The organism is Lactobacillus rodentium (assembly GCF_003423665.1).
GTDB classification, from domain to species: Bacteria; Bacillota; Bacilli; order Lactobacillales; family Lactobacillaceae; genus Lactobacillus; species Lactobacillus rodentium.
The window spans coordinates 1-24421 of the sequence record NZ_BFBY01000007.1; the positions used below are offsets into that span (position 1 = coordinate 1).

General features: G+C 34.1%; 24 protein-coding genes. 2 read left to right on the forward strand and 22 right to left on the reverse strand.

Annotated elements, in window-relative coordinates; genetic code table 11:
• A partial coding sequence (locus tag LrDSM24759_RS05085) for an IS110 family RNA-guided transposase (RefSeq protein ID WP_117118414.1) occupies window positions 1-939 on the forward strand: 939 nt, incomplete at its 5' end.
• Window positions 940-1156: 217 nt separating this feature from the next.
• Here the strand turns inward: LrDSM24759_RS05085 and pepT are convergent.
• From pepT to prmA, 22 genes are all read right to left on the reverse strand, one after another.
• Window positions 1157-2401 (reverse strand): peptidase T, encoded by a 1245-nt coding sequence (gene pepT / locus LrDSM24759_RS05090; RefSeq protein WP_117118415.1) that lies wholly within the window; start codon window positions 2399-2401, stop codon window positions 1157-1159.
• A 30-nt stretch (window positions 2402-2431) separates the two neighbouring features.
• Window positions 2432-3229, reverse strand: coding sequence for a Nif3-like dinuclear metal center hexameric protein (locus LrDSM24759_RS05095; RefSeq protein ID WP_117118416.1), 798 nt, complete (start codon window positions 3227-3229; stop codon window positions 2432-2434).
• Window positions 3222-3908 carry a tRNA (adenine(22)-N(1))-methyltransferase gene (locus tag LrDSM24759_RS05100; protein ID WP_117118417.1) on the reverse strand — a complete coding sequence of 229 codons (687 nt, stop codon included), beginning with the start codon at window positions 3906-3908 and terminating at the stop codon, window positions 3222-3224. Before LrDSM24759_RS05100 ends, LrDSM24759_RS05095 begins: the two co-directional genes overlap by 8 nt.
• A 74-nt stretch (window positions 3909-3982) precedes the next feature.
• On the reverse strand, window positions 3983-5104 hold the full coding sequence (gene rpoD / locus LrDSM24759_RS05105) for an RNA polymerase sigma factor RpoD (protein ID WP_117118418.1): 1122 nt from the start codon (window positions 5102-5104) through the stop codon (window positions 3983-3985).
• 14 nt (window positions 5105-5118) lie between these two features.
• Window positions 5119-6939, reverse strand: a complete 1821-nt coding sequence (gene dnaG, locus LrDSM24759_RS05110; protein ID WP_117118419.1) for a DNA primase — start codon at window positions 6937-6939, stop codon at window positions 5119-5121.
• Window positions 6940-6954: 15 nt separating this feature from the next.
• The gene (glyS, locus tag LrDSM24759_RS05115; protein WP_117118420.1) at window positions 6955-9030 is read right to left on the reverse strand and encodes a glycine--tRNA ligase subunit beta; all 2076 of its coding nucleotides are present in this window, start codon (window positions 9028-9030) and stop codon (window positions 6955-6957) included.
• A complete protein-coding gene (gene glyQ / locus LrDSM24759_RS05120; RefSeq protein ID WP_194007998.1) occupies window positions 9023-9940 on the reverse strand; it encodes a glycine--tRNA ligase subunit alpha in 918 nt (305 codons plus the stop codon). The genes glyS and glyQ overlap by 8 nt, the downstream gene beginning before the upstream one ends.
• 258 nt (window positions 9941-10198) lie before the next feature.
• On the reverse strand, window positions 10199-10951 hold the full coding sequence (gene recO, locus LrDSM24759_RS05125; RefSeq protein WP_117118422.1) for a DNA repair protein RecO: 753 nt from the start codon (window positions 10949-10951) through the stop codon (window positions 10199-10201).
• Window positions 10951-11859 carry a GTPase Era gene (gene era, locus LrDSM24759_RS05130; protein ID WP_117118423.1) on the reverse strand — a complete coding sequence of 303 codons (909 nt, stop codon included), beginning with the start codon at window positions 11857-11859 and terminating at the stop codon, window positions 10951-10953. The genes recO and era overlap by 1 nt, the downstream gene beginning before the upstream one ends.
• An 18-nt stretch (window positions 11860-11877) precedes the next feature.
• Window positions 11878-12402: an rRNA maturation RNase YbeY gene (gene ybeY, locus LrDSM24759_RS05135; protein ID WP_117118424.1), complete on the reverse strand. Its 525-nt coding sequence runs from the start codon at window positions 12400-12402 to the stop codon at window positions 11878-11880.
• Entirely contained in the window at window positions 12402-13310 is a 909-nt protein-coding gene (locus LrDSM24759_RS05140) for a PhoH family protein (RefSeq protein ID WP_117118498.1), read from the reverse strand. The genes ybeY and LrDSM24759_RS05140 overlap by 1 nt, the downstream gene beginning before the upstream one ends.
• 68 nt (window positions 13311-13378) lie before the next feature.
• Window positions 13379-13822 (reverse strand): GatB/YqeY domain-containing protein, encoded by a 444-nt coding sequence (locus LrDSM24759_RS05145; protein ID WP_117118425.1) that lies wholly within the window; start codon window positions 13820-13822, stop codon window positions 13379-13381.
• Between the two features lie 101 nt (window positions 13823-13923).
• A complete protein-coding gene (gene rpsU, locus LrDSM24759_RS05150; RefSeq protein ID WP_003647180.1) occupies window positions 13924-14100 on the reverse strand; it encodes a 30S ribosomal protein S21 in 177 nt (58 codons plus the stop codon).
• Window positions 14101-14212: 112 nt separating this feature from the next.
• The gene (locus LrDSM24759_RS05155; protein WP_117118426.1) at window positions 14213-15088 is read right to left on the reverse strand and encodes a YitT family protein; all 876 of its coding nucleotides are present in this window, start codon (window positions 15086-15088) and stop codon (window positions 14213-14215) included.
• A 102-nt stretch (window positions 15089-15190) separates the two neighbouring features.
• The gene (gene msrA / locus LrDSM24759_RS05160; protein WP_117118427.1) at window positions 15191-15745 is read right to left on the reverse strand and encodes a peptide-methionine (S)-S-oxide reductase MsrA; all 555 of its coding nucleotides are present in this window, start codon (window positions 15743-15745) and stop codon (window positions 15191-15193) included.
• A gap of 56 nt (window positions 15746-15801) precedes the next feature.
• Window positions 15802-16227 (reverse strand): peptide-methionine (R)-S-oxide reductase MsrB, encoded by a 426-nt coding sequence (msrB, locus tag LrDSM24759_RS05165; protein WP_117118428.1) that lies wholly within the window; start codon window positions 16225-16227, stop codon window positions 15802-15804.
• Window positions 16228-16348: 121 nt separating this feature from the next.
• Window positions 16349-18193 carry an aspartate--tRNA ligase gene (aspS, locus tag LrDSM24759_RS05170; protein WP_117118429.1) on the reverse strand — a complete coding sequence of 615 codons (1845 nt, stop codon included), beginning with the start codon at window positions 18191-18193 and terminating at the stop codon, window positions 16349-16351.
• Between the two features lie 24 nt (window positions 18194-18217).
• Entirely contained in the window at window positions 18218-19504 is a 1287-nt protein-coding gene (gene hisS, locus LrDSM24759_RS05175; protein WP_117118430.1) for a histidine--tRNA ligase, read from the reverse strand.
• 256 nt (window positions 19505-19760) lie between these two features.
• Window positions 19761-20204, reverse strand: a complete 444-nt coding sequence (gene dtd, locus LrDSM24759_RS05180; protein WP_117118431.1) for a D-aminoacyl-tRNA deacylase — start codon at window positions 20202-20204, stop codon at window positions 19761-19763.
• Window positions 20204-22453, reverse strand: coding sequence for a RelA/SpoT family protein (locus LrDSM24759_RS05185; protein ID WP_117118432.1), 2250 nt, complete (start codon window positions 22451-22453; stop codon window positions 20204-20206). Before LrDSM24759_RS05185 ends, dtd begins: the two co-directional genes overlap by 1 nt.
• 10 nt (window positions 22454-22463) lie before the next feature.
• Entirely contained in the window at window positions 22464-22823 is a 360-nt protein-coding gene (locus LrDSM24759_RS05190; protein ID WP_117118433.1) for a hypothetical protein, read from the reverse strand.
• Between the two features lie 38 nt (window positions 22824-22861).
• Complete coding sequence (gene prmA / locus LrDSM24759_RS05195; RefSeq protein ID WP_117118499.1) at window positions 22862-23806, reverse strand: 50S ribosomal protein L11 methyltransferase; 945 nt, start codon at window positions 23804-23806, stop codon at window positions 22862-22864.
• A 59-nt stretch (window positions 23807-23865) separates the two neighbouring features.
• Between prmA and LrDSM24759_RS05200 the strand changes: the two genes are divergently transcribed.
• On the forward strand, window positions 23866-24369 hold the full coding sequence (locus LrDSM24759_RS05200; protein WP_117118434.1) for an aminoacyl-tRNA deacylase: 504 nt from the start codon (window positions 23866-23868) through the stop codon (window positions 24367-24369).
• Window positions 24370-24421: the final 52 nt, after the last annotated feature.

A 24421-nucleotide genomic window follows, 5' to 3' on the forward strand; every position in this document is an offset into this window, starting at 1 on the left:
GATAAAACTGATGCTTATCATTTAGCCTTAATTCAAAGACTTTATCATCATCCAGTTAGTCAAAACCAGTCTCAGTCTTATAAGCAACTCAATACTTTAAGTCGTTTCTATGACCAGCTAACAGATGATTTAGTCATAGCTAAGAATAGACTTCATCAGGCTTTACAATCAACATTTCCCGAAATTGAAAATCTATTTTCTACCGCTAGAGGTAATAATTACTGGCAAATAGTTGCTCATTACCCTCATTGCGACTTAATAAGAAAAGAAAATAGAAAGCAAATTATTAATTGGCTAATGAATTTAAAGGGTATTGCATTTAAACATGCACAAAAAACCGCTGATAATCTTATTGAATTAGCTCATCAAGCTTATCCAGTTGTCTCTGAGACTAGTATAGAAGTTCAACAAGTACAATATTATGCCCACAGACTACTTAATCTAAGTAGACAAAGAGAACAATTAATTACAAGAATGGTTAAACTCGCTAAGACTTTGCCTAATCATGATTTAGAAAATCTAGAAAGTATTCCAGGCTTTGCCCAAACTACTGCAGTCAGAGTCTTAGCAGAGTTAGGTGATTTGCGTAGATTTAGTAATGCCAATAAAATCAATGCTTTTATTGGCATAGATCCAGGTAGGTATCAGTCGGGCGAAATGGATTCTAATTTAAGTATTACTAAGCATGGCAATGCAGTAGCACGTAAATTACTTTATCGAGCTATTGGTCAAATTGATAATGCGGCTAAAACTAGTCCCTGTCATATAGCTGATTATTATGAAAGCAAAAAGCTATCCTCTCAAACCAAAGGGTTTAAAAAGATAGCTATTGCTTCAATACATAAACTAATCAGAACTATTTATGCCTTGATTATCAATGATCAAATATATGATTACAACGTAGCCACACATAACCAAAAAGACTTTAGTCGTAATTAATTGATCAAGTACATTATAACGCTAAGCCCAAAAATCAGATATATTTGGGCTTATTTGTCATGCTTAATGATAAAAATAAATCGATACTACAAAATACTTAAACTTAAATTTAAACAAAAAGCAAAGCCAAATATCGCATTGTGCTTGACTTTACGTAGAAAAAGAGGATACTCAATTCTTTGAGTATCCTCTTTTTAATGTCTGTAATTGCTTGATATTACTTGTTTCTTTCAACATTCAAACGATTAATTTGGCGTAAAACATCTACAGCCTTCCACATGGACTCTACGACCGTATATTCATAACGTCCATGCATGTTTTCTTCACCAGCAAACAAATTAGGACATGGTAAGCCCATATAAGTTAGTTGAGAGCCATCTGTTCCCCCGCGTACTGGATCTTCATTAACAGTTAATCCTTCAGCTTTATAAGCATCACGGGCTAAATCAACAATTTCCATATGCTTCTTAAGCTCATCAGCCATATTGTAGTATTGGTCCCACATCTTTAATTTGATACGCTCAGTGCCAAATTCTTTATTCATTTTTTCAACGATGCTTTTGACTAAATTTTTACGCCTTTCAAGTCCATCTCGTTCAAAATCACGAATAATATAATCTAAATGAGCATGATCAACTGTACCATTGAAATTCATTAAATGATAAAAACCTTCTTTACCTTCGGTATGTTCAGGAACTTCATTTTTTGGTAAAGAGTTTTGAAAATCAATTCCGACTTGAATGGCATTGATCATTTGTCCCTTGGCTACAGCAGGGTGAACGTTTACTCCTTGAATATCAAGACTAAATTGAGCTGCTGAAAAAGTTCCCCAATCTAGCTTTCCTGGTGCTTCCCCATCAACTGTATAAGCAAAATCAGCATTAAAATCTGCTACATCGAAATGCTGAGCTCCGGTTCCAATTTCTTCATCCGGAGTAAAACCAAGTCGAATTTCACCATGCTTTTCTTCAGGATGGTTCATTAAGTATTCCGCAAAAGTTATTAACTCTGAAATACCGCATTTATCATCTCCTCCAAGTAAAGTATCCCCTGAAGCAGAAATAATTGTCTGTCCCTGATAATTTTTTAAATGAGGAAAGACTTCCGGATCAAGATAAAAATCACTTTCACCTAGTTGAATTTTTGATTTTCCATCATAATTTTCTGTTATTTGAGGTTTAATATTTTCAGAATTAAAATCTGCAGTATCACAGTGAGCTAATAAACCAAAAGTAGGTACCTCATAATCCAAATTGGATGGTATGGTGGCAATTACACAGCCACTTTTTTGATTATAATGTACATCCTCTAAACCTAATTCTTGAAGTTCCTTCATAATCACATTTTTCTGAAAATTTTCTTCTCTTTCTGTAGAAGGAAATCTATCTGCATGTTCATCTGAACGTGAATTTACTTTTACATACTTTAAAAATCTTGGTAATAAAGTTGGATATTCTGTCATTTTATACTCCTTACTTAATTAAAAGCTAGCTTAAAATAAATCTTGAAAAGGATTAGTCGAAACTTCAGATAATTCGATTCCTATCTGCCAATTAAAGTCTTTATTCCATTGTTTTAAAAGATCAAAAACCTTATATTTAAATAGTTTTTCAGTGTAATGGCCTGGATCAACTACAGTAAGGCCATTTGAAATCATGTCATGGCCAACATGATAATAAACATCCCCAGTGATAAAAGCATCTAAGTTTTCTTCTACCGCTTGATGCCAGAATTTGCCTCCATCGCCACAAATAAAACCTACAGTCAATACTTTCTTAGAATTATCTGCAGTAATTAACCTAACCATTGGAATTTGCATCTTTTCTTTCACATAGTAGGCAAACTCTTTAGCCGTCATTACTTTAGGCAACTTACCTTTTCGTCCAATAGCAATCCCATCTTTATCTAAAGCAAAGGGCTCGATCTCTTTTAGTCCTAATTCTTCAGCTTCCCAATCAGCTGATCCATTTTGCGCTTTGTCTGAGTTGGTGTGAAGCGAATAAACTGTAATGTTATTAGCAATTATTTTAGCGTACATGGCCTTTTGCGGATCGCTATAATCCAAGTTTTTTATTGGCCTAAAAATCAAGGGATGATGACTAATAATTAAATTTATCCCTTTTTCTATTGCTTCATCAACTACTTCTGGTCTAACATCTAAGGTAGTCATGACTTGCGTAACTTCTTGATCCATCGATCCAATCTGTAAGCCAACTGGATCTCCCTGCGAAGCAATCTCTTCTGGAAAAGTTTGATTTAATTGGTCAACAATATCTTTTACTTTAGTCATTTAGGACCTCCTCAATCATTGAAATCAAGCGCGTCGTTTCTTCTAACTTTTCATTATTTACTTTTTTTGCCTTTTGTAGATTATTTAAAAGCTTTTTCTGAAATTCCAACTGTCTTTGCCATTTCTTTAAAAAGACTGAATTTTTTTCTTTAAGTAAAAAAGGACCGAATTGAATTTCCTTGTTAGTAAGTTTTTGAGGTTGATCTACCCTTTTGGCTTTTATTAGTTCATAAATATGACCAGAAACTTCAATAATTTTTTCGGCCTGAATGGCATATGAATTAGCCATTAACCAGTATCTTACAATTGGTTCTCCAACGTTTGGTTCCAAAATTAAGGTTTCATAGTATGTATTATTTTGAGCAGGTTTATCAAGCAAATCAACCATTAATTTTCCACCCATCCCAGCAATTACTATTGTATCAATAGCATCTTCTGGTTTAAGCGTCTCTAAGCCAGAACCTAAGCGGGGAATAATTTGTCTTTCTAAGCCTGCCACTTTAATATCACTAATTGCATTGTTTAAAGGACCAGACGCTACATCTGATGCAATCGCAAAATTTATTTTTTTATTTTTGACTAAAGCGATTGGTAAATATGCATGATCCGTACCTATATCTGCGATTCTAGCCTTTTCGTCTACCATGTCTGCAATTTCGGCTAAACGTTGTTCAAGCATCGTTAGTCTCCTTTTATTATTAAGTATAAATAGAAAAAAGCTTTTGGAATCATACTCCAAAAGCTTTTTAAAGATTAATCTAAGAAATCTTTCAATTGATTTGAGCGACTAGGGTGACGTAATTTACGCAAAGCTTTAGCTTCAATCTGACGAATACGTTCACGAGTTACCCCAAATACTTTTCCAACTTCTTCTAAAGTACGAGTTCGTCCATCATCAAGACCGAATCTTAAACGTAAAACATTCTCTTCACGGTCAGTTAATGTATCTAAGACCTGTTCAAGTTGTTCTTTCAACAACTCGGCCGAAGCATGTTGTTCTGGACTAGTAGCATCTTTATCTTCAATAAAGTCACCTAAGTGAGAATCGTCTTCTTCACCAATTGGTGTTTCTAAAGATACAGGCTCTTGAGCAATTTTCAAAATATCCCTTACTTTATCAGTTGGCATATCCATTTCGGCACCAATCTCTTCAGGAGTTGGTTCACGTCCAAGATCTTGTAACAATTGACGTTGAATTCTAATCAACTTATTGATAGTTTCAACCATATGAACTGGAATACGAATAGTTCTTGCTTGGTCAGCGATTGCACGTGTGATGGCTTGTCTTATCCACCAAGTTGCATAGGTTGAAAACTTGAAACCTAAACGATAATCAAACTTGTCTACGGCTTTCATTAAGCCCATGTTACCTTCCTGAATTAAATCAAGAAATGACATTCCTCTACCAATATAGCGTTTAGCAATTGATACAACTAATCTAAGGTTAGCCTCGGCAAGTTCTTGCTTAGCTTCTTCATCACCTGCTTCAATTCTCTTGGCTAATGCGATTTCTTCGTCAGCACTTAATAGTGACACCCGACCAATTTCTTTCAAGTACATTCTCACGGGATCGTTCATCCGAATGCTTGAAGGAGCAGACATATCATTTAATTCTTTTCTTTCAACATCTTTTTGCTTCTTCAAAGCTAATTGAGAAGGTTCACCTTTTTCATCGACAATAGAAATCCCATTGTCTTCAAATTCTTGAACTAATTGGTCGACAGCTTTCCCCTCTAATTTATAGGGTTTGATCAATTGTTCTGTAAAGTCAGTTTCTGTAATAGACTTACTTTTTTTAACATCTTTTACTACTTGCTTAACCTTTTTATCGAGGGATAAAGAAGGCATTTCTTCTGTAGCTTGTTTTTCTGCCATATATAAGTCCTCCTCTAACTTTTCAGTCTTTTTAATTCGATTATTTTTTGCGTAATTTTTAATAATTCGTCATTATCATTTTTTCGTTGAGCTTCTTTTAAGCTTAACTGTAATTTACTTAATTGCTCATCGATTTTATTTATCTCAAGAGCTTTAACCTGATCATCAATTTCTTGTTTTGAATAATCAGCTGGCATATCTGCCATTTCTATATTTACTATTATACCCTCAATATCACTAGGAACAAAATTCATAAAGCCTTGAATTGTATGAGTTTGATCCTTACGTAAATATTCAAGCCATTTTTCTGCTATTGCGGCATATTCTTGATCGGGAAAAAGGAAGTTATTTTCTAATAAGTAATCTCTAGCTTCTTCACTATGAATAAATAAATAAAGTAGGCGCTGCAAACTCTTGGTTTTGGGATTAGCGGTTTCTTTATTTTCAGTTATTACTGCGTCATTATTGAGAGTAGAATTAACTTCTGGTAATTGCAAAGAAATTTGATTTTGATTCCGACGTTGTTGAACACGTCGCTGTTTTCTTTGTTCTCTAAGTAGAGAAACTTTCAATGATTCAATTGTTACATTGGCTTCTTTGGCCAGATCATTGATATAAATATCACTTGCCACCGGATCATTTAGACTAGCAATTAATGCAATAGCATCATTGACATAAGCTAATTTTTCTCGTTCATTATGCAAATTATATTTTAAAGCCGTTCTTTGCAACAAAAACTTAGTTGGAGCTAATGCACCTTCAACTTCATTCTGATATTTCTCTTTACCATATTTTTTTACATATTCATCAGGATCGAGATTATCAGGTAAAACAACGATACCTAAATTAAAACCGGCAACTTGATTAAAAAGCGTTATTGCTCTTTCAGCAGCATGAATTCCTGGGTTATCACCATCATAATTAATAATTACATTAGGCGTGATTCTTCTTAAGATATAAACCTGTTCACTAGTTAAACTAGTTCCCATAGAAGCTACTCCAGATCTAATTCCGGCCTTATAAGCTGCAATTACATCCATATAACCTTCATAAAGAATTAGATGACCTTCATCTCGAACAGCCTTTTTAGCTTCACTAAGATGATAGAGTAATTTTGATTTAGTAAAAATTTCTGTTTCAGGACTATTAACATACTTTGCTATTTCTGGATCATCTGAAATGCGTCTTCCCGAAAAAGCAATTGTTCTTCCTGTCTCATTCATCAGCGGAAACATTAATCGATCTCTAAAACGATCAAATAATTGACCATCTTTTGACTCAACAAATAAACCACTTCGTTGAAGCAAGTCATCTTCATAGCCTTGTTGCTTTAAAAATGTTAAAAGAATTTGATCATTATCTGGGGCATAACCGATCTGAAAATGATTTAAAATATCCTCATTCAAATCACGATTTTTAGCATAGGTTAAGCCTTTTTCACCAGCCTTGGTAGTTAACAAAATGTGATGGTAAAATTCAGTAGCATCTTGATACATCTTTAATAATGGACTAAGAGTGGTACTTTTAGTACCAACCCCATTAGGCATTGAAATATTAGCAAGTTCTGCTACTCGCTTTACACTTTCAGGAAAGGTTAAATTTTCTTGATACATTAAAAACTTAAATACATTACCACCCTTACCACAGCCGAAACATTTAAAAAATTGTTTATTTTCACTTACTGTAAATGAAGGGGTTTTTTCCTGGTGAAATGGGCACAAACCAATGTAATCTTTGCCCTTTTTTTCTAAAGAAACATATTGGCTAATGACATCAACAATATTTACGGCATTACTAACTTCATTAATAAAACTTTCTGGAATTCGACCTGCCATTAGTTTTACTTTCCTCTATTTTATTACTAATTGACTTAAATCCCCAATTCGTTCAGCCAAATTATTAACTCTTGCAATTTGTGCTAAACGATTAGCTTTAATTTTTTCATCCTTATCAAGAATCATATTTGATTCAAAGAAATTATCAATAATTGGTTGCAATTCTACAAAGCCATTATATAAATCAGCTATAGATAAATCTTCTTGTTCTTCAAATTGATTTACTGCAGCAAATAACTCGTTTTCGCTATTTGATTCAAAGAGTTCTGGATTAATTTGAATCTTATTATCAAATTTAGCCTTATCAAGAATATTATTAATTCTATTTAAACTTTCTACGACTGGTTTAAAGTCTTGATCATCATGATGTGCTTGCAAAGTCTTAGCCGCTTCAAGCATTTGGATTGGATCCTGTTGGCTTGAAGCAAGAACAGCATCAATAACATCATATGAATAATTATTAGTTTGTAAGTATTGCTTAATTCTATCTCTAATAAAGCTTGAAATTTCGTCTTCTTGATCTTGACCCTTTGGCAATTTTGCTGGTGTCTTACCGTTTAGGATTTCAATGAGATCTTGCAAAATTTGTTTAATAGATAATGACCAATTTTCATTTAATAAGATTCTTACAATTCCATAAGCGCTTCTTCTTAAAGCATAGGGATCATTAGAAGAACTTGGAATCATTCCAGCACCAAAGAAGGAAATAATAGTATCTAATTTTTCTGCAATCGAAAGTAGTGAACCAACGACAGAAGAAGGTAATTTTCCTTCAGCACTAATTGGCATATAACTTTCTCTGATCGCATTACTTACATTTTCATTTTCTCCGGCTAACTTAGCATAATGCATTCCCATTACACCTTGTAATTCAGCAAATTCACCAACCATCGCTGTTACTAGATCAAATTTATAAATGTCAGCAGCACGATCAAAATCCTTAACTTCATCATCTGATAAACCGAGCTGATTAGCTAAGTAATCACCAATTAATTTAACACGAAGCATATGTTCAGCGACTGAACCAATTTTATCGTGGAAGGAAACATTGGCTAATTTATCTACAAAATGAGAAAGCGGATATTTCTTATCCTCATCATAGAAGAATTGCGCATCATCTAAACGTGCAACAAGAACCTTTTCGTTACCAGAAATGACATTATCTAAGTATTCACTATTACCATTTCTAATAGAAATGAAGTGGTTAATTAATTTACCATCTTCATCATAAACTTCAAAGTAACGTTGATTATCTTTCATAGAAGTAATAAGGACTTCATCTGGAATATTAAGATACTTTTCATCAAAACTACCCGCAAATACTGTTGGATATTCAACTAGGTTTGTAACTTCTTCTAGTAAACCTTGATCAATATTAACTTTCCAATTGTGTTGTGCAGCTAATTCATTAATTTGATTTAAAATAATACCTTTACGTTCATCAGCATCAGCAATAACATATTGGCTCTTTAATGCTTCTTCATAATCATCAGCATTAGCCAAAACGACACTATCACCTAAGAAACGATGTCCTTGCGTTTTACGACCAGCAACAATATCCAATAACTTGACAGGAATTACTTCACTGCCGAATAAAGAAACCATCCAGTGAATAGGACGAACAAATTCAAAATCACCAGAAGCTCCCCAACGCATCTTAGTTGGGAAATTCATGTCTTCAACAATCTCACTCATTCCCATTAGGATGTCTTCGGCTTTTTTACCCTCTTTTTGAACATGGACATAAGCATATTCAGTGCCCTTTAACTCTTCAAAATAAATGTCATCAGTGGTCATTCCTTGTCCACGTACAAAACCTTCAGCGGCTTTAGTCCAGTTGCCATCAGCATCTTGAGCAATCTTTTTTGCTGGTCCTTTTTTTACTTCATCAATATCAGCTTGTTTTTCAGCTAGATCTTGCACCAAAATTGTTAAACGACGTGGCGTAGAAAAAGTTTTAATATCTTTGAAAGATAGACCATTTTCTTTTAAAAATTTTTTAGTTCTGTCAGCTAATTGTTTAACACTACGAGAAACAACATGTGCTGGCATTTCTTCAGTTCCAACTTCAAATAAATAATCTTTAGTCATTTTCTTGCCCCGCCTTCTGTTTTTCTTCTTGGTGTTTTAGTAATGGGAAGCCACGTTTTTCACGTTCTTCGACAAATCCTTGAGCAGCTAAATGAGCTAAATTTCTAATTCGTGATAAGTAACCTGCTCTTTCAGTAACTGATACTGCACCACGTGCATCCAATAAGTTAAAAGTATGGCTACATTTAAGAATATAATCATATGCAGGATGAATTAAATTAAGACTCAATAAACGTTTAGCTGTTGCTTCATAGTTATCGAAATCTTTTAATAATTGTTCTTGATCACTTTCTTCAAAAGCATACTTAGAATGTTCATATTCTGGTTGTTTGAAAATATCACGATAGAGAACGCCGTCTCCCCATTCAAGATCAAAAACGGAATTAACATCTTGGATATAAGAAGCAAGTCTTTCAACCCCATATGTAATTTCACTCATTGTTGGTTTAACATCTAGTTCACCCACAACTTGGAAATAAGTGAATTGAGAAACTTCCATTCCATCAAGCCATACTTCCCAACCAACACCGGCACATCCCATTGATGGGTTAGCCCAGTTATCTTCAACGAAACGAATATCGTGTTCTAAAGGTTCAATACCCAAAACACGTAGACTATCAAGATAATATTGTTGAATTTCTTTTGGAGCAGGTTTCATTACTACTTGGAATTGATGGTGTTGATACAATCTATTAGGGTTGTCACCATAACGACCATCCGCTGGTCTTCTTGATGGTTCAACATAACAAGCCTTCCAAGGTTCAGGACCTACAGCACGCAAAAAAGTATATGGACTCATGGTTCCGGCCCCTTTTTGTTCATCATATGAAGGCATAATCATACAACCTTTTGAGGCCCAGAACTGTTCCAATTTAAAAATCATATCTTGGACGTTCAGTTTTTCTGACATAATAATCTCTCCTCACAACATAGGCATTAAAAAAGCCTATGCAAAAATTGCATAGGGACGATTAATTCGCGGTTCCACCCTAATTCAGGAAGTTATATTCTTCCTGCTCTTAATTCTATTTTAGCTTAAAGGTGCCTTTTCCTAGGTGTACTTTCACCATCTTACACTCGCTAGACTAGTACTTTTTTTATCCTTTAATTCCCACTAAAATCATGTTTATATTTTATCACGAATATCGTGTTTTTTCTACGTGTTAGGTTAATTAAACGTAAGTTCATCAAGAAATTTTTTACTTTTAAGATTAAGATCTAAATATGCACTATATATGCGATTAATCACTTTTTTCGTTTGAAATTTTAACTTTTCATTAATATTAATAGCACCTAATCTTTCAATTCTAACAAGGGCTAAAGTTCTAAGTAAAGCGACTACTTTAGGATTTAGGTGCATACGTTCGGGGACTAGGTGAAAATGTTCATTACATACAATTCCACCCTTTTCCAGTGAATAATCAAATATACCTTGTTCTTTGCCACAAATAATACAAGCTTTTAGTTGTGGCTTTACACCATAAACTTGGAGAACTTTTAATTCGACCATCTGCTTAATTACTTCAGGATCAATATTTTCATTAATTCTTTGTAAAGCAGTAAAAATCAAATCATAGGTTGGACCAAGACTTTGATACTCAATAAAAGCATGATCAACTAAGTCCAACAGATAACTTGCATAAGCTTGTTTAACTAAATCATTAAAAATTTGATCAAATTGTTTGATATTCTTATAGGTTCGTAAACTACTAATACCCTTACCACTTGTATTAATTACATAATTACCAAAAGAATAGTTTAAGGTTGCGGGACCAAGTTTAGATTTAGGTCGATAAGCTCCTCTAATATCTAAAGTGAAAATTCCTCGTTCTTTAGAAAAAACTTTACAAAGAGCATCTGCTTCTTTATATTTTTTTCTTTTAAAAATAATTCCTTGAACTTCTTCTAGTTCTCGTGCCATTAACGTAATTCCTTAGCGTTATAACCAATTGACTTTAAGAAAGCTGGGTCTGTACGCCAATTTTTTTGTACTTTCACCCATAAACGTAAGTTAACTTTTTCACCTAATAAATTTTCAATTTCTCGACGGGCCGCAATTCCAATCTGCTTTAACATTTTGCCACCCTTACCAATAATAATTCCTTTTTGACCATCACGTTCAACATAAATTGTAGCTTCAATCTGCAATTTTCCTGCTTCGTGATCTTTCATACGATCAACTACTACTGCAGTCGCATGAGGCACTTCTTCATGAGTTAAACGCAAAACTTGTTCACGAATTAATTCAGCCACAATAAAATATTCTGGTCGATCAGTTACTTGATCAGCATCATAAAATTGTGGACCTTCAGGCAAATATTTACCAATTGTCTTAATTAATTCATCAACATTATTCCCTTGACTAGCTGAAATAGGTACAATTTCGGCGAAATCACCTAATGAACGATATGAGTCCATAATTTCAAGTAATTTATCAGGATGTATTGTATCAATCTTATTAATAACTAAAAAAACTGGTTTATTAATTTTACTCAATAAATCTGCGATATAATGATCGCCTTTGCCCGCTGGCTCAGGTTCAACCATAAATAAAACCACATCTACTTCGTCTAAAGTAGATAAACTAGAGTTATCCATAAAATCATCTAATTTATTTTTGGGTTTATGAATACCTGGTGTATCAACAAAAACAATTTGTTCATTATCACCAGTATAAATCCCTGAAATTTTATTACGAGTTGTTTGTGGTTGGGGTGACATAATAGCAACTTTTTGACCGACTAAATAATTTAGTAAGGTTGATTTACCAACATTTGGTCGTCCAATTAAAGCAACAAACCCTGATTTAAAACTCTCTTCTTTTGTCATTTTTAAACCTTCTATCTTTTAATGAATCTGTTTTCCATGAGTTTCTTGATCTGGATGAAGTGGTAAACCATACTCACGTAAAACTTTTCCCTGGATACTAAACATTTCTTTGGCTTCATCATCTTCAATATGATCATAGCCATTTAAATGCAGATAGCCATGGACCAAAGTATAACCAAATTCACGATCAAATCCTGTTTCGTAGACAATTGCTTGTTTTTTGACTACTTCGATACAAATAAATAAATCACCAATATCTTCAACAAAATCAGGATCATCAAAAAATTGCGCCATTAAATTATTTTCATCATCTTCAATAGCAAAAGAAATGACATCTGTCGGTCGGTCTTTTCCCCGATATTTTTTATTAATCTGATGAATTTTTTCTGGGGAAACAAAATTAATACTTATCTCTTGGGCATTGTCTTTATTAATTGCTTTTTTGGCGGAAAGTAATAATTTGGTAATCCAATTAACCCAGTCACGCTTTTCGTCAGTTAAAAAATTAATTTCATCATTAAAAGAAATCTCTAATTGTTCCACTATTGGCCCTCTTCTTCATATGCTTTTACAATTTTTGCTACTACTGGGTGTCGAACAACATCATTAAACGTAAAACGAATAAATTTAACTTGATCAATTCCCTTTAAAATATGTTCAGCTTGTAAGAGTCCACTACGAGCACGTCCTGGAAGATCAATTTGTGTCTGGTCTCCATTGACAATCATCTTAGAATTAAAACCTAATCTGGTTAAAAACATTTTCATTTGGGCTTCAGTAGTATTTTGCGCTTCATCTAAAATTACAAAAGCATCATCTAAAGTTCGACCACGCATATAAGCTAGAGGAGCCACCTCAATTAATCCTCGCTCCATTAAACGATTAGTCGTATCAGTACCAAGGATTGCATAAAGTGAATCATAAATAGGTCTCAAGTAGGGATCTACTTTTTCTTTTAAATCTCCAGGTAAAAATCCAAGTGATTCTCCTGCTTCTACCGCCGGACGAGTCAAGATAATTCTGGAAACTTCTCCCTTCTTAAATGCAGAAATTGCCATTACCACCGCCAAAAAGGTCTTACCAGTTCCGGCAGGTCCGACACCAAAAGTTACATCATATTTTTTAATTGCATCAATATAGGCCTTTTGACCCATATTCTTAACGCGAACAGGTCTACCTTTAGCATCACGAATAAGAACTTGACTGTATAATTCGCCAAAAAATTCTAAGGTTCCCTTATCTGCCATTTTAACTGCACTAATTACGTCAGTTGCGTTAATATTAACACCCTTTGTAATTACTTTATCCAATGCAGACAGAATATTTAAAACCTTATCAACGACTTCTTGATCTCCTACTACTTCAATTTCACTTCCGGTATCTGTTACCCGAATATCATATGATTCTTCAAGTAATCGCAAATTTGCATCATTAATTCCTACTAAATTCATAATTGTATCTGGTTTAGTAGGTGTAAAAATAGCCGTCGTTTGTTCCACTAATGAGCCTCCATAGCTAATTAATTTAACTTTTTACCTACTATTGAAGAAGCTGCTTTACCATCAGCTTTTCCCTTTATTTTTGGCATTAAAGCTTGCATAACCGCACCAAAATCCTTTTTGGAAGTTGCCCCAACTTCTTTAATAGTTTCTTCAACAGTTGCTTCTAATTCATCATCAGACATTTGCTTTGGTAAATATTTTTCAATAGTTTGAATTTCCTTATTAGTAGCATCGATTAAATCTTGACGTTCAGCTTTAGAAAATTCTTCTAATGATTCTCTTCTTTGTTTTAATGCTGTCGCTAAAACATCAAGTTCTTCATCACTAGTTAAATCATGCCCAACTCTAATTTTGTAATTCATTAAAGCTGATTTCAAAGAACGGATTACCGTTAAGGTTTCCTTATCCTTAGCTTTCATTGCACTTTTCATATCTTCCATCAAAGTATCATTTAATGCCATTATTATTTATCCTTTCAAAATATTTTCCACAATTATATTGTAAACTTTTTAGACAAAAAAAGCTCTGAATAGAAACTAATCTACCAGAGCAATTTTTGTTATTAATAATGTCTACGTTTACGTGCTGCTTCAGATTTTAACTTACGCTTAACACTAGGTTTTTCGTAGAATTCACGTTTACGGTATTCTTGTAAAGTACCACTTCTAGAAACGGAACGTTTGAAACGACGAAGAGCATCATCAATAGACTCGTTTTCGTGAACGATTGTCTTTGCCATAGTGATATCCCTCCTTCCATTTCTTGGCACATAACGTGCCACAACATATACTTAGATTATAGCTAACCTAAAAATGTGGGTCAATAGAAATACTAAATTTTCTCAAATAATTTTAAACTGGTTTTTGTTCAACAAAGCGACCATGAACTGTTGTTACTTGACTAATGCTCATAAAGGCATAAGGATCGCTCTTGCTGACAATCTTTTCAATATCATACATATCATATCGATCAATTACGGTTAATAAAACCGTTTTTTCTGTATGACTATAGGCACCTTCAACATCATGCAAAATAGTAATTCCACGATGCATCTTGTTCTGAATACCATCAATAATATGTTTAGGTTTTTCGGTTACAATCAATACTTGCATCTTTTGGTGCTGATTATAAACATTATCAATTACGCGTCCATTAATAAAAATATTTAATGCGGTATAAAGAGCGCGACTCCAACCAAAAACAAAGCCAGCACAAACAACAATTACTAAATTAAAAGCAATATTAATGGTACCAAAACTTTTGCCAGTTTTTTTCCTTAATACAATTCCTAAAATATCTAAACCACCAGTAGAAATTCCAGTTTTTAAGGCCAGTCCAGTTCCTACACCATTAATCACTCCCCCAAATACTGCACAAATGATTGGGTCGTAACTAATCTTAACAGGGCCAATTACCCGCATCATAATGGAAGCCAGTAATACAGTTAGTAAAGTAAAAATCGTAAAACGATGTCCAATTTTAAGCCAACCAATAATAAATAAAGGAATATTCAGTACAAAATACATCACAGATGTTGCCAGTGGTATTGGTAAATGCTTTGAAAGAGAATGAATAATTTGGGCAAAACCGGTAATTCCTGAAGCATAAATATGACCGGGAGTCCAAAAGAAATTCAAAGCAATAGCAACTGCTAAAGCATAAACAATTCCCGCTGAAATCTTGGATATCGAATCATGTTGACGTGATAAATCTTCTAATTTATTCAATTACTTTTCCTTAACTTTCCTAATTTTAATTGATAGTTTAAGTCTAATTAGAAGTAACAATAAATACAAGATAAATTAGAAAAAGTTTTAAGTTTGTAATATTTACTTCGACCAATACTTCTTTTTATATTGTTCACGTCCACCCATTTCTTCAATTTGATAGCGTAAAGGATCTTTTTTATAAAAATCTTGATGATATTCTTCAGCTGGGTAAAATGGTTGAGCTGGGTCGATTCTTACTACAATTGGCTTATCGAACTTACCAGATTTTTCTAACTCTTCTTTTGACCTCATCGCAATTTCTTTTTGCTTAGGAGAATTGTAATAAATAACTGGTTGATATTGAGAGCCACGATCTTGAAATTGTCCCATTGCATCAGTCGGATCAGTAACCTGCCAATAAATATTAACTAAGTCTTTATAACTCATAACTTTTGGATCAAAAGTTATTTTTACTGCTTCAGTGTGACCTGTTGTCCCAGTGCAAACTTGTTCATAAGTAGGATTAGGAACATCCCCACCTGTATAGCCAGATACAACACTAATTATTCCTGGTTGAGTATCAAAAGGTTCAACCATGCACCAAAAGCAGCCACCAGCAAAAATAGCTGTTTCGTACTGAATTTTTTCTTTGTTATCAATTTTTTTATCACTCATATTAGTCTTCCCTTCCTTCACCACATCATAGTATTTAAAAATCTACCAACCTATATTTACTTATCAAAAAGTTTTTTATATTCACCGTAGCCTTCTTTTTCCAAATCAGCATAAGGGATGAATTTCAAAGCAGCCGAATTAATACAATATCTTAATCCACCTGCTTGTATCGGTCCATCAGTAAAAACGTGTCCCAAATGGGAATCTCCCTGCGGACTTCTTACTTCAGTTCGTTCCATTCCATAGCTTGTGTCACGATGATAGTTCAATTTTTCTATTGGCTTAGTAAATGAAGGCCAACCACATCCTGCATCATACTTATCTAAGCTAGAAAATAAAGGTTCACCTGAAACAACCTCAACATATATACCTTTATCATAAAAATCATCATATTTTCCTGTAAAAGGTCTTTCGGTGGCGGCGTGTTGAGTAACTTCATATTGAAGTGGCGTTAACTTACTTAAATCTTTTTTATCACTCATCTTTTACCCTTCTTTCTAACTTAACTATAGCAAATCTTACTAAAAGTAAATACAAAATTGCCTACAAAAAAAGAACTATGACCTTTTTGTCATAATTCTTTTTCCAAAATCTATATTAAATTTATTCATACCAAGTGCTGTTCTTATCAGCATCTTCTTGCGCTTCTTTTTCAAGACGAGCATTAGTTTCAGCAACACTATCATGGAATTTTTCTTCTACTTCAATTCCCAAATCAGCTAATTGTTGATCAGCAACAGGAGCAGGAGCATGCATCATTGGTTCTGAAGCACTAGCATTCTTAGGGAATGCCAAAACATCACGAATATTATCCTTTTGTGCTAATAACATTGCAAAACGATCAAGACCAATAGCAAGACCAGCTTCAGGTGGATAACCTAAATCAAGTGCATCCATTAAGTAACCAAATTGTTCGTAGGCACGTTTCTTAGTAAAGCCAAGAGCCTTGAACATCTTTTCTTGGATTGAACGTTTGTGAATACGGATTGATCCTCCACCAAGTTCATCCCCATTCATAACAATATCATATGAACGAGCATGTGCTTTATGTGGTTCGGTTTCTAACAATTCAATACCCTTATCATCTGGCATAGTGAATGGGTGGTGTGCAGCAATCCAACGACCAAATCCTTCATCGTATTCAAATAATGGCCAATCAACTACCCATACAAAGTCATAAACATCCTTAGGAATAATACCAGTTTCCTTAGCAAATTCACGACGTAAATGATCAAGTGAATCAGTAACAACCTTCCACTTGTCAGCTACCATGACGATTAATTCTCCACCTTCAAGGTTGAATTCTTTCTTCAAAGCTTCCTTGTTTTCATCAGTTAAGAATCTTGCAATAGGACCTGAGAATTCGCCATCTTCATATTTAACCCAAGCAAGACCCTTTGCATGGTAACGTTTAATGTAATCTTGTTTTTCATCAATATGCTTACGTGAATATTGTTTAGCACCATTCTTAACAGCAATTCCTTTAACAACTCCACCATCAGCAATTGCACCAGAAAATACTTTAAAGTCACTATCTTTAAAAATTGGACTTAAGTCATGAAGATACATTTCGTAACGAGTATCTGGTTTATCAGAACCATACTTGTTCATTGCTTCATCCCAAGTAATTCTCTTAATAGGAGTCTTTAAGTCAATTCCCATGACATCCTTCATAACTTTTTTAAGTAAACCTTCAGTAATGTCTTGAATTCCTTGTTCATCTTGGAAGGATGCTTCCATATCAATCTGAGTAAATTCTGGTTGACGGTCACCACGCAAATCTTCATCACGGAAACAACGAGCGATTTGGTAGTACTTATCAAAACCAGCACCCATTAATAATTGTTTAAATAATTGGGGTGATTGAGGTAAAGCATAAAAACTTCCTGGGTAAATTCTTGAAGGAACTAAGTAGTCACGTGCACCTTCTGGAGATGATTTACCTAAGTTAGGAGTTTCAATATTAATAAAGCCATTTTCGTCGAAGTATTCGTGAACAGCACGTAAAATCTTTGAACGTAAAATTATTGCCTTTTGAAGTGTTGGACGACGTAAGTCTAAGTAACGATACTTCAAACGCGTTTGTTCACTAATTTCAGCATCATCTTTAATTTCAAATGGTGGAGTTTGTGACTTATTCAAAATCTTAATTTCAGTCGCATCAACTTCTACTTCACCAGTCTTCATATCTGGGTTAACACTAGAACGTTTAACAACCTTACCCTTTACTTCAATAACATATTCGTTACCAAGGCTTTGAGCAATGTCCATCAATTCTTTACCAGAATCTTGGTTAACTACAATTTGAACAATACCTTCACGGTCACGTAAATCAATAAAAATTAACTTACCTAATTTTCTAACTCTTTGTACCCAACCATATAAAGTAACTTCTTGACCTTCATATTTTGAGGTAATGTTACCTGCATAATCAGTTCTTTTATCCATTTTTTCCTCGATCTAACTTATTAATTAATCTTTTAATTGTTTTAAAACTCCGTCAATATTATCAAGATCTTCTAACTTAAGATCAATAGTTTGACCGTCACTTAAGCGTTTAATGTTTAAAGTACCATTTTCTAATTCCTTGGCACCTAAAGTAATTACATACTTAGCATGAACACGATCAGCTTTTCTAAATTGAGCCTTAAGCTTCTTTTGATCAACATCATATTGAACTTTTAAACCTTGACTACGTAATTTTCGTGCAATTTCTACAGTCTTTTGTGCAGTTCCTTCACCAATGTTAGTAATAAAGAAGTCAATTCCTTCATCTTCAAAGAATTTAGGGTTTTGTTCTTTAAGAACTAACATTAATCTTTCTTCTCCAATACCAAAACCAACTGCTGGTGTTTGGGGACCATCAAATTCTTCAACTAAATGATCATAACGTCCTCCACCTAAGATAGTAGTTTTAGATTGCCAAAGATTCTTATCTTCGACCATAAATTCGAAAATAACACCAGTATAGTAATCTAAGCCGCGAACCAAATCATCGTCTAAAACATACTTAATTCCTAAATTAGTTAAAGTGTCAGTAATGGTCTTGAAATTAGCTTTAGATTCCTCATCTAAGTAATCAACGATCTTTGGTGCATCTGGCAAGAATTGCTTATCTTGCTCTTCTTTAGAATCTAAAATTCTTAATGGATTAGTTTCCAAACGACGTTGAGAATCTTCTGATAATTGATCTTTTACAGGAGTAAAGTAATTTACTAAAGCATCATGGTAAGCTTTTCTAACGTCTTCATTACCTAAGGAATTAATATGCAATTCAAAATTCTTAACTCCTAATGCGTTTAGTAAATCGTTACCCATTACAATTGTTTCAATATCTGCCAAAGGATTAGCCGAACCAAAACTTTCAACTCCAATTTGGTGGAATTCACGTTGACGCCCAGCTTGCGGTCTTTCATAACGATACATTGGTGCAATATAGAACACATTAAATGGTTTTACGTAATCAGGCCCATAAATTTTGTTTTCTACATATGCTCTAACCACTCCGGCAGTTCCTTCAGGTCGTAAAGCAATGTGACGATCTCCCTTATCATGAAAATCATACATTTCTTTTTCAACAACATCTGAGGACTCACCACTTGAACGAGCAAAAATTTCATAATTTTCAAAAGCTGGAGTTCTAATTTCACGATAATTAGCACGTTCAAAGAAATCTCTTGCTGTTTGTTCTACCTTTTCCCATTGATAAGAGACATCAGGTAGAATATCTACTGTGCCTTTAGGCTTTTGAACTTTCATTCACATCTAACCTTTCCAAAACATAAAAAAGCACCCTTGAACTTAATCAAGGGCGCTTTTGCGCGGTACCACCTTTTGCTTGCTACGATTAACGCTCGCCACACGAACCATTATCTGTTAAAGTGTCACGACTCGTGTATACTTTATGCGCCCTCTCACCAACTAGACGCTCTCTGGTGGTTACCACTCGTCTCAATCTTTGTCTTCGATAATTCTTTTTTAGCATACTTTTTTTTACTTAACTTGTCAATAGAAGCTAGTCTTCCAAATCTAAAACAATAGTAAAAGGACCATCATTTTCTAAAGAAACTTGCATATCGGCCCCAAATTCACCAGTCTCAACGTGGAAGCCCTTATCTTCAAGTTCACGATTAAATTCTTCCCATAGATCTTTGGATTTTGGAGGACGCATCGCATCAAAGAAGCTAGGACGATTACCCTTTTTAGTATCTGCTAATAAAGTAAATTGACTAACACTTAATATTTGACCACCAACATCAGCCAAAGACAAATTAGTTTTACCGTCTTTGTCTTCAAAGATACGCATTTTAGCAACTTTTGCTGCAGCCTTTTTTACTACTTCACTGTTATCACCATTGCGTAAGCCCACTAATGCTAGTAGTCCACGATCAATCTTTCCTACTACATTACCATCAATCGCAACTTGGGCATGATTAACTCTTTGTAATACAACTCTCATTAATTTGTTGACCTCTTTGCTTCATAAACATTTGGAATATCACGCAACCGACTCAAAATGTCTTCTAAGTGATTAGCATCTCTGACGGAAACCGTCGCATAAATGTGTCCCATATTATTGTTATCAACTTTACCAGAAATATTAACAATATTTTTGGTTTTGGAATTGAGGGCGTTAATGACATCACTTAAGAGTTTAGAACGGTTATAACCAAACACTTCAATGTCGGCATTATAGTTTTCATCATTCTTATGTCTAGCTACATTTTCCCAAGCTACATCAATCAAGCGTCCCTGCTTTCTCGCTTCTTCCGTAATGTTAGGACAATCATAGCGGTGAATTGTTACCCCACGGCCTTTGGTTACATAACCTACAATGGGATCTCCCGGAACTGGATTACAACATTTAGCTAAATGAAGCATCAAATCAGATACTCCTTGTACCATTACGCCATTATTATGTTTAACCCGCATTACATCGGCCGGTGCTTTTGAAGCATTATCATCAGTGATACTCTGTTGACCAGCATTCATGATTTCCGCTTCTTTTTGCCGTTGCTTTTCATTTTCTTGTTCACGCCGTACATCTTCAGTTAAGCGATTTCCGACTGTGGCAGCAGATATTTCACCAAAACCTACTGCTGCAAAGAGTTCGTCTTCATTATGATAGTTAAAATGAGAAATAACTTTTTCTAATTTATCTTTAGTTAAAAAATCTTTTGCTACGAAGCCCTTATTATGTAGTTCTTCTTCAACTAGGTTTTTACCCTTTTCAATATTAACTTCTTTATCTTCAGCCTTGAAAAATCGCTTAATTTTATTACGCGCACGCGAGGTTTTGACGATATTTACCCAATCACGTGATGGTTTAGCATTAGATTGCGTCAACATTTCTACTACATCACCATTTTGTAATTTATAGTCTAGCGGTACGATCTTATTATTTACGCGTGCACCAACTGAGTGAGCTCCAACTTCAGAATGAATCATGTAGGCAAAATCTAAAGGGCTTGAATCTTTAGGAAGTTCATATACATCCCCTTGCGGAGTAAAGACATAGACCCGATCTGAAAAAATATCGGTTTTGACACTCTTCATAAATTCATGTGAGTCTTTAGTTTCATCCTGTAATTCAAGAATTTCTTGAACCATATTTAATTTTTTAGTTGCCTCAGTTTGCTCTACTTCATTAGTCGCACCCTTTTTATAAGCCCAGTGAGCAGCAACCCCGTATTCAGCAATTTCATGCATTTTTTCAGTTCTAATTTGAATTTCAAGAGGTTTGCCACCTGGTCCAATAATCGTAGTATGTAATGATTGGTATCCATTAGCCTTTGGAACGGCAATGTAATCCTTAAATCGACCTGGAATTGGTTTCCATTCAGTATGAACGGCCCCAAGGACCGCATAACAATCAGGAATAGACTTTACAATTACTCGCACTGCCAATAAATCATAGATTTCACTGAAGTCTTTGTGCTTTTTGACCATCTTTTTATAGATAGAATAAATATGTTTCGGTCGACCATAAATGTCATATTTAATATTTAAACCATCTAAAGTTTTCTTTAATGTATCAATCGCATCGGCAATATATCCCTCACGTTCACTACGTTTAGACTGCATCAAATTAACAATGCGGTAGTATTGTTGGGGATTTAAATAGTGAAGACTCATGTCTTCTAATTCCCACTTAATCGTTCCGATACCTAAACGATCAGCTAAGGGAGCATAAATATCTAACGTTTCATCGGCAATCCTTCTTTGTTTATCAGGACGCAAATGGTCTAAAGTATGCATGTTGTGTAAACGATCAGCTAATTTAACCATGATGACACGTAGATCTTTAGCCATTGCAATTAACATCTTACGGTGATTGTCTGCTAAATATTCTTCATGTGTTTTTGATTTATACGGAATCTTAGATAATTTAGTAACGCCATCAACAATAAAAGCTACATCTTCACCAAATTTTTCTTTAATATCATCATTAGTAACAGGTGTATCTTCAACCGTATCATGCAGATATCCTGCTGCTACTGTATCAGGATCAAGTTTTAAGGTGGCCAAGGTTCCCGCTACTTGAGTAGGATGAATAATATAAGGTTGTCCAGATTCGCGGAACTGTCCTTCATGGGCATTTTTAGCAAATTCATACGCCGATTCAACAAATTGAATATCGGCTTCATTCATGTATTCTTGACAAGCCTTTAAAACTTCGTCATGCGTCATTTCAACGTATTTTGACATTAAAAATCACCTATTTCTTTTCACGATAAAATTCATCACGCCAAAGGCCAAATAATTCGAAACAAAGATAAACAATACAAAGTAATAAATTATAACGAGCAAAGTGAATTAAAACAGCAATTGCAAAGACAGCAGGAAAAAGTAAAATCCACCACTTGCTAGCTTTACGCAAGGTAATTAAATGACCTATTTCATAGGCAATAAAAGAATTAAAAATAAAAAATACTAAACCGATTCGCCATACTTTAGATAAATGTACCAAAGGACAAATAATCCAAATGACTACGGCTAATAAAGTTAACCAAATTACCGGCATAAAACTTTTTTCATTTAATTTTTTAATACCACTTTTATTTTCATTATTTTCCATTGTTTATTTTCTCTTTCTTTTTTTATAAATTTTAGCACTTATTTGTCTTTTCTACCGATTAAGAGACCAATCCAACGTTTTTCTTGCATTTTCATCTTAATATCAAAGCCATTTTCATTCAGAGATTTTTCAATTTTAGGCAATTGTTTATAATCAATTCCTGAAAAAATCACTTGCCCATTCTTATTTAAATGATCATCAAGATCAGGAATTAAATCTAAGAGAATTTCTGCCAAGATATTTGCAATTATTAAATCAAAGGACTGGTCCGTATCTTTTAATAGATTAGCCTTTTTAACAGTAATATTGTCAATTCCATTTAATTTAATATTTTCTTGGGCGGCTGTAACTGCTTCATCTGAAATGTCAGTAGCCAAAACATTTTTAGCTCCCATTAACGAAGCTGCAATTGCCAAAATTCCAGAACCAGTTCCTACATCCATAACAGATAACGGCTTAGTCATTGCTCGCTCCATGGCCAATAAAACTAATTGCGTAGTTGTATGACCACCGGTACCAAAAGCCAAACCAGGATCGAGTCTAATTAATTTTTGATCTGGAAAAGCAGGCTGGTAATCTTCCCACTCAGGTACAATCGCTAAATTCCTTGAAAAATCAATTACATGATAATATTTTTGCCACGCAGTATTCCAATCTTCATCAGCAATATACCTAGTATCAATTTCTACATGACCAGCATCTAGACCATAACCTTGCATTTCTTTAATCTTATTATTAAGTTTTTCAAGCAATTCTTCCTTGTTTGCCTTAGCATCAAAAAAAGCTGTAAGTTCTAAATCTTCTGGTAAATTTTCAATATCATCAAGTTCAACTAAACTTGAATCATTCTTCTGCCCTTCAGCAATAAAATCACTTCTTTTTCTGCTTTCCAACCCTACTGCCTGCAGATCATTTTGTAAATAATAAGCTAGGCCATCCTCAATTTCATGACCAGCTTGAATACGAATAGCTAATAATTTCATTTCAATTAACTCCTTTGACACAATTACTTCTCCCAGTTATGATGTTGAGGGTGAGAAATATGTCTAAAAAAAATAAACAAAAAAAATTAAAGAAAACCCTAGTTGAAAAAATTCTTGATCAAAAGAAGATTCCTTATAAACAGTTATCATTTGATACTGTCAAAAAGGGTGATGTTCAACAATTAGATACTTCTATTCTAGCGAATGATGAGCATTTGGTCTATAAAACCTTAGTTTGTGAAGGAAATAAAAATTCACCGATTGTGGCGGTCATTCCAGTTACAGAACACTTAAGCATCAAGAAACTTGCCAAAGCATCTGGAAATAAAAAGTGTGAACTTTTAGCTTTAAAAAAATTGGTTCCAACTACCGGTTATGTTCATGGTGCTAATACTCCAATTGGAATTTATGAAAAGTATCATTTTCCTATCTATTTAGATAAAGGAATGAAAAACTACGATCAAATTGCAGTTTCAAGTGGTGAATTAGGTCGAAGTGTTGAACTTAATCCTCTAGATTTACAAAAAATAACTGAGGCAACCTTTGTTGATTTGCTTGAATAATATAACGATGCAACCGCTTTAAATTTTATAAAAAATGGCTTACAATTACTAA

Bases quoted from the DNA above. Each gene is read 5' to 3' on its own strand.
- pepT (WP_117118415.1), bottom strand. From the start codon at position 2,401: ATGACAGAATATCCAACTTTATTACCAAGATTTTTAAAGTATGTAAAA.
- LrDSM24759_RS05095 (WP_117118416.1), bottom strand. From the start codon at position 3,229: ATGACTAAAGTAAAAGATATTGTTGACCAATTAAATCAAACTTTTCCA.
- LrDSM24759_RS05100 (WP_117118417.1), bottom strand. From the start codon at position 3,908: ATGCTTGAACAACGTTTAGCCGAAATTGCAGACATGGTAGACGAAAAG.
- rpoD (WP_117118418.1), bottom strand. From the start codon at position 5,104: ATGGCAGAAAAACAAGCTACAGAAGAAATGCCTTCTTTATCCCTCGAT.
- dnaG (WP_117118419.1), bottom strand. From the start codon at position 6,939: ATGGCAGGTCGAATTCCAGAAAGTTTTATTAATGAAGTTAGTAATGCC.
- glyS (WP_117118420.1), bottom strand. From the start codon at position 9,030: ATGACTAAAGATTATTTATTTGAAGTTGGAACTGAAGAAATGCCAGCA.
- glyQ (WP_194007998.1), bottom strand. From the start codon at position 9,940: ATGTCAGAAAAACTGAACGTCCAAGATATGATTTTTAAATTGGAACAG.
- recO (WP_117118422.1), bottom strand. From the start codon at position 10,951: ATGGCACGAGAACTAGAAGAAGTTCAAGGAATTATTTTTAAAAGAAAA.
- era (WP_117118423.1), bottom strand. From the start codon at position 11,859: ATGACAAAAGAAGAGAGTTTTAAATCAGGGTTTGTTGCTTTAATTGGA.
- LrDSM24759_RS05140 (WP_117118498.1), bottom strand. From the start codon at position 13,310: ATGAATTTAGTAGGAATTAATGATGCAAATTTGCGATTACTTGAAGAA.
- LrDSM24759_RS05145 (WP_117118425.1), bottom strand. From the start codon at position 13,822: ATGGCATTAAATGATACTTTGATGGAAGATATGAAAAGTGCAATGAAA.
- rpsU (WP_003647180.1), bottom strand. From the start codon at position 14,100: ATGGCAAAGACAATCGTTCACGAAAACGAGTCTATTGATGATGCTCTT.
- msrA (WP_117118427.1), bottom strand. From the start codon at position 15,745: ATGAGTGATAAAAAAATTGATAACAAAGAAAAAATTCAGTACGAAACA.
- msrB (WP_117118428.1), bottom strand. From the start codon at position 16,227: ATGAGTGATAAAAAAGATTTAAGTAAGTTAACGCCACTTCAATATGAA.
- aspS (WP_117118429.1), bottom strand. From the start codon at position 18,193: ATGGATAAAAGAACTGATTATGCAGGTAACATTACCTCAAAATATGAA.
- hisS (WP_117118430.1), bottom strand. From the start codon at position 19,504: ATGAAAGTTCAAAAGCCTAAAGGCACAGTAGATATTCTACCTGATGTC.
- dtd (WP_117118431.1), bottom strand. From the start codon at position 20,204: ATGAGAGTTGTATTACAAAGAGTTAATCATGCCCAAGTTGCGATTGAT.
- LrDSM24759_RS05185 (WP_117118432.1), bottom strand. From the start codon at position 22,453: ATGTCAAAATACGTTGAAATGACGCATGACGAAGTTTTAAAGGCTTGT.
- LrDSM24759_RS05190 (WP_117118433.1), bottom strand. From the start codon at position 22,823: ATGGAAAATAATGAAAATAAAAGTGGTATTAAAAAATTAAATGAAAAA.
- prmA (WP_117118499.1), bottom strand. From the start codon at position 23,806: ATGAAATTATTAGCTATTCGTATTCAAGCTGGTCATGAAATTGAGGAT.
- LrDSM24759_RS05200 (WP_117118434.1), top strand. From the start codon at position 23,866: ATGTCTAAAAAAAATAAACAAAAAAAATTAAAGAAAACCCTAGTTGAA.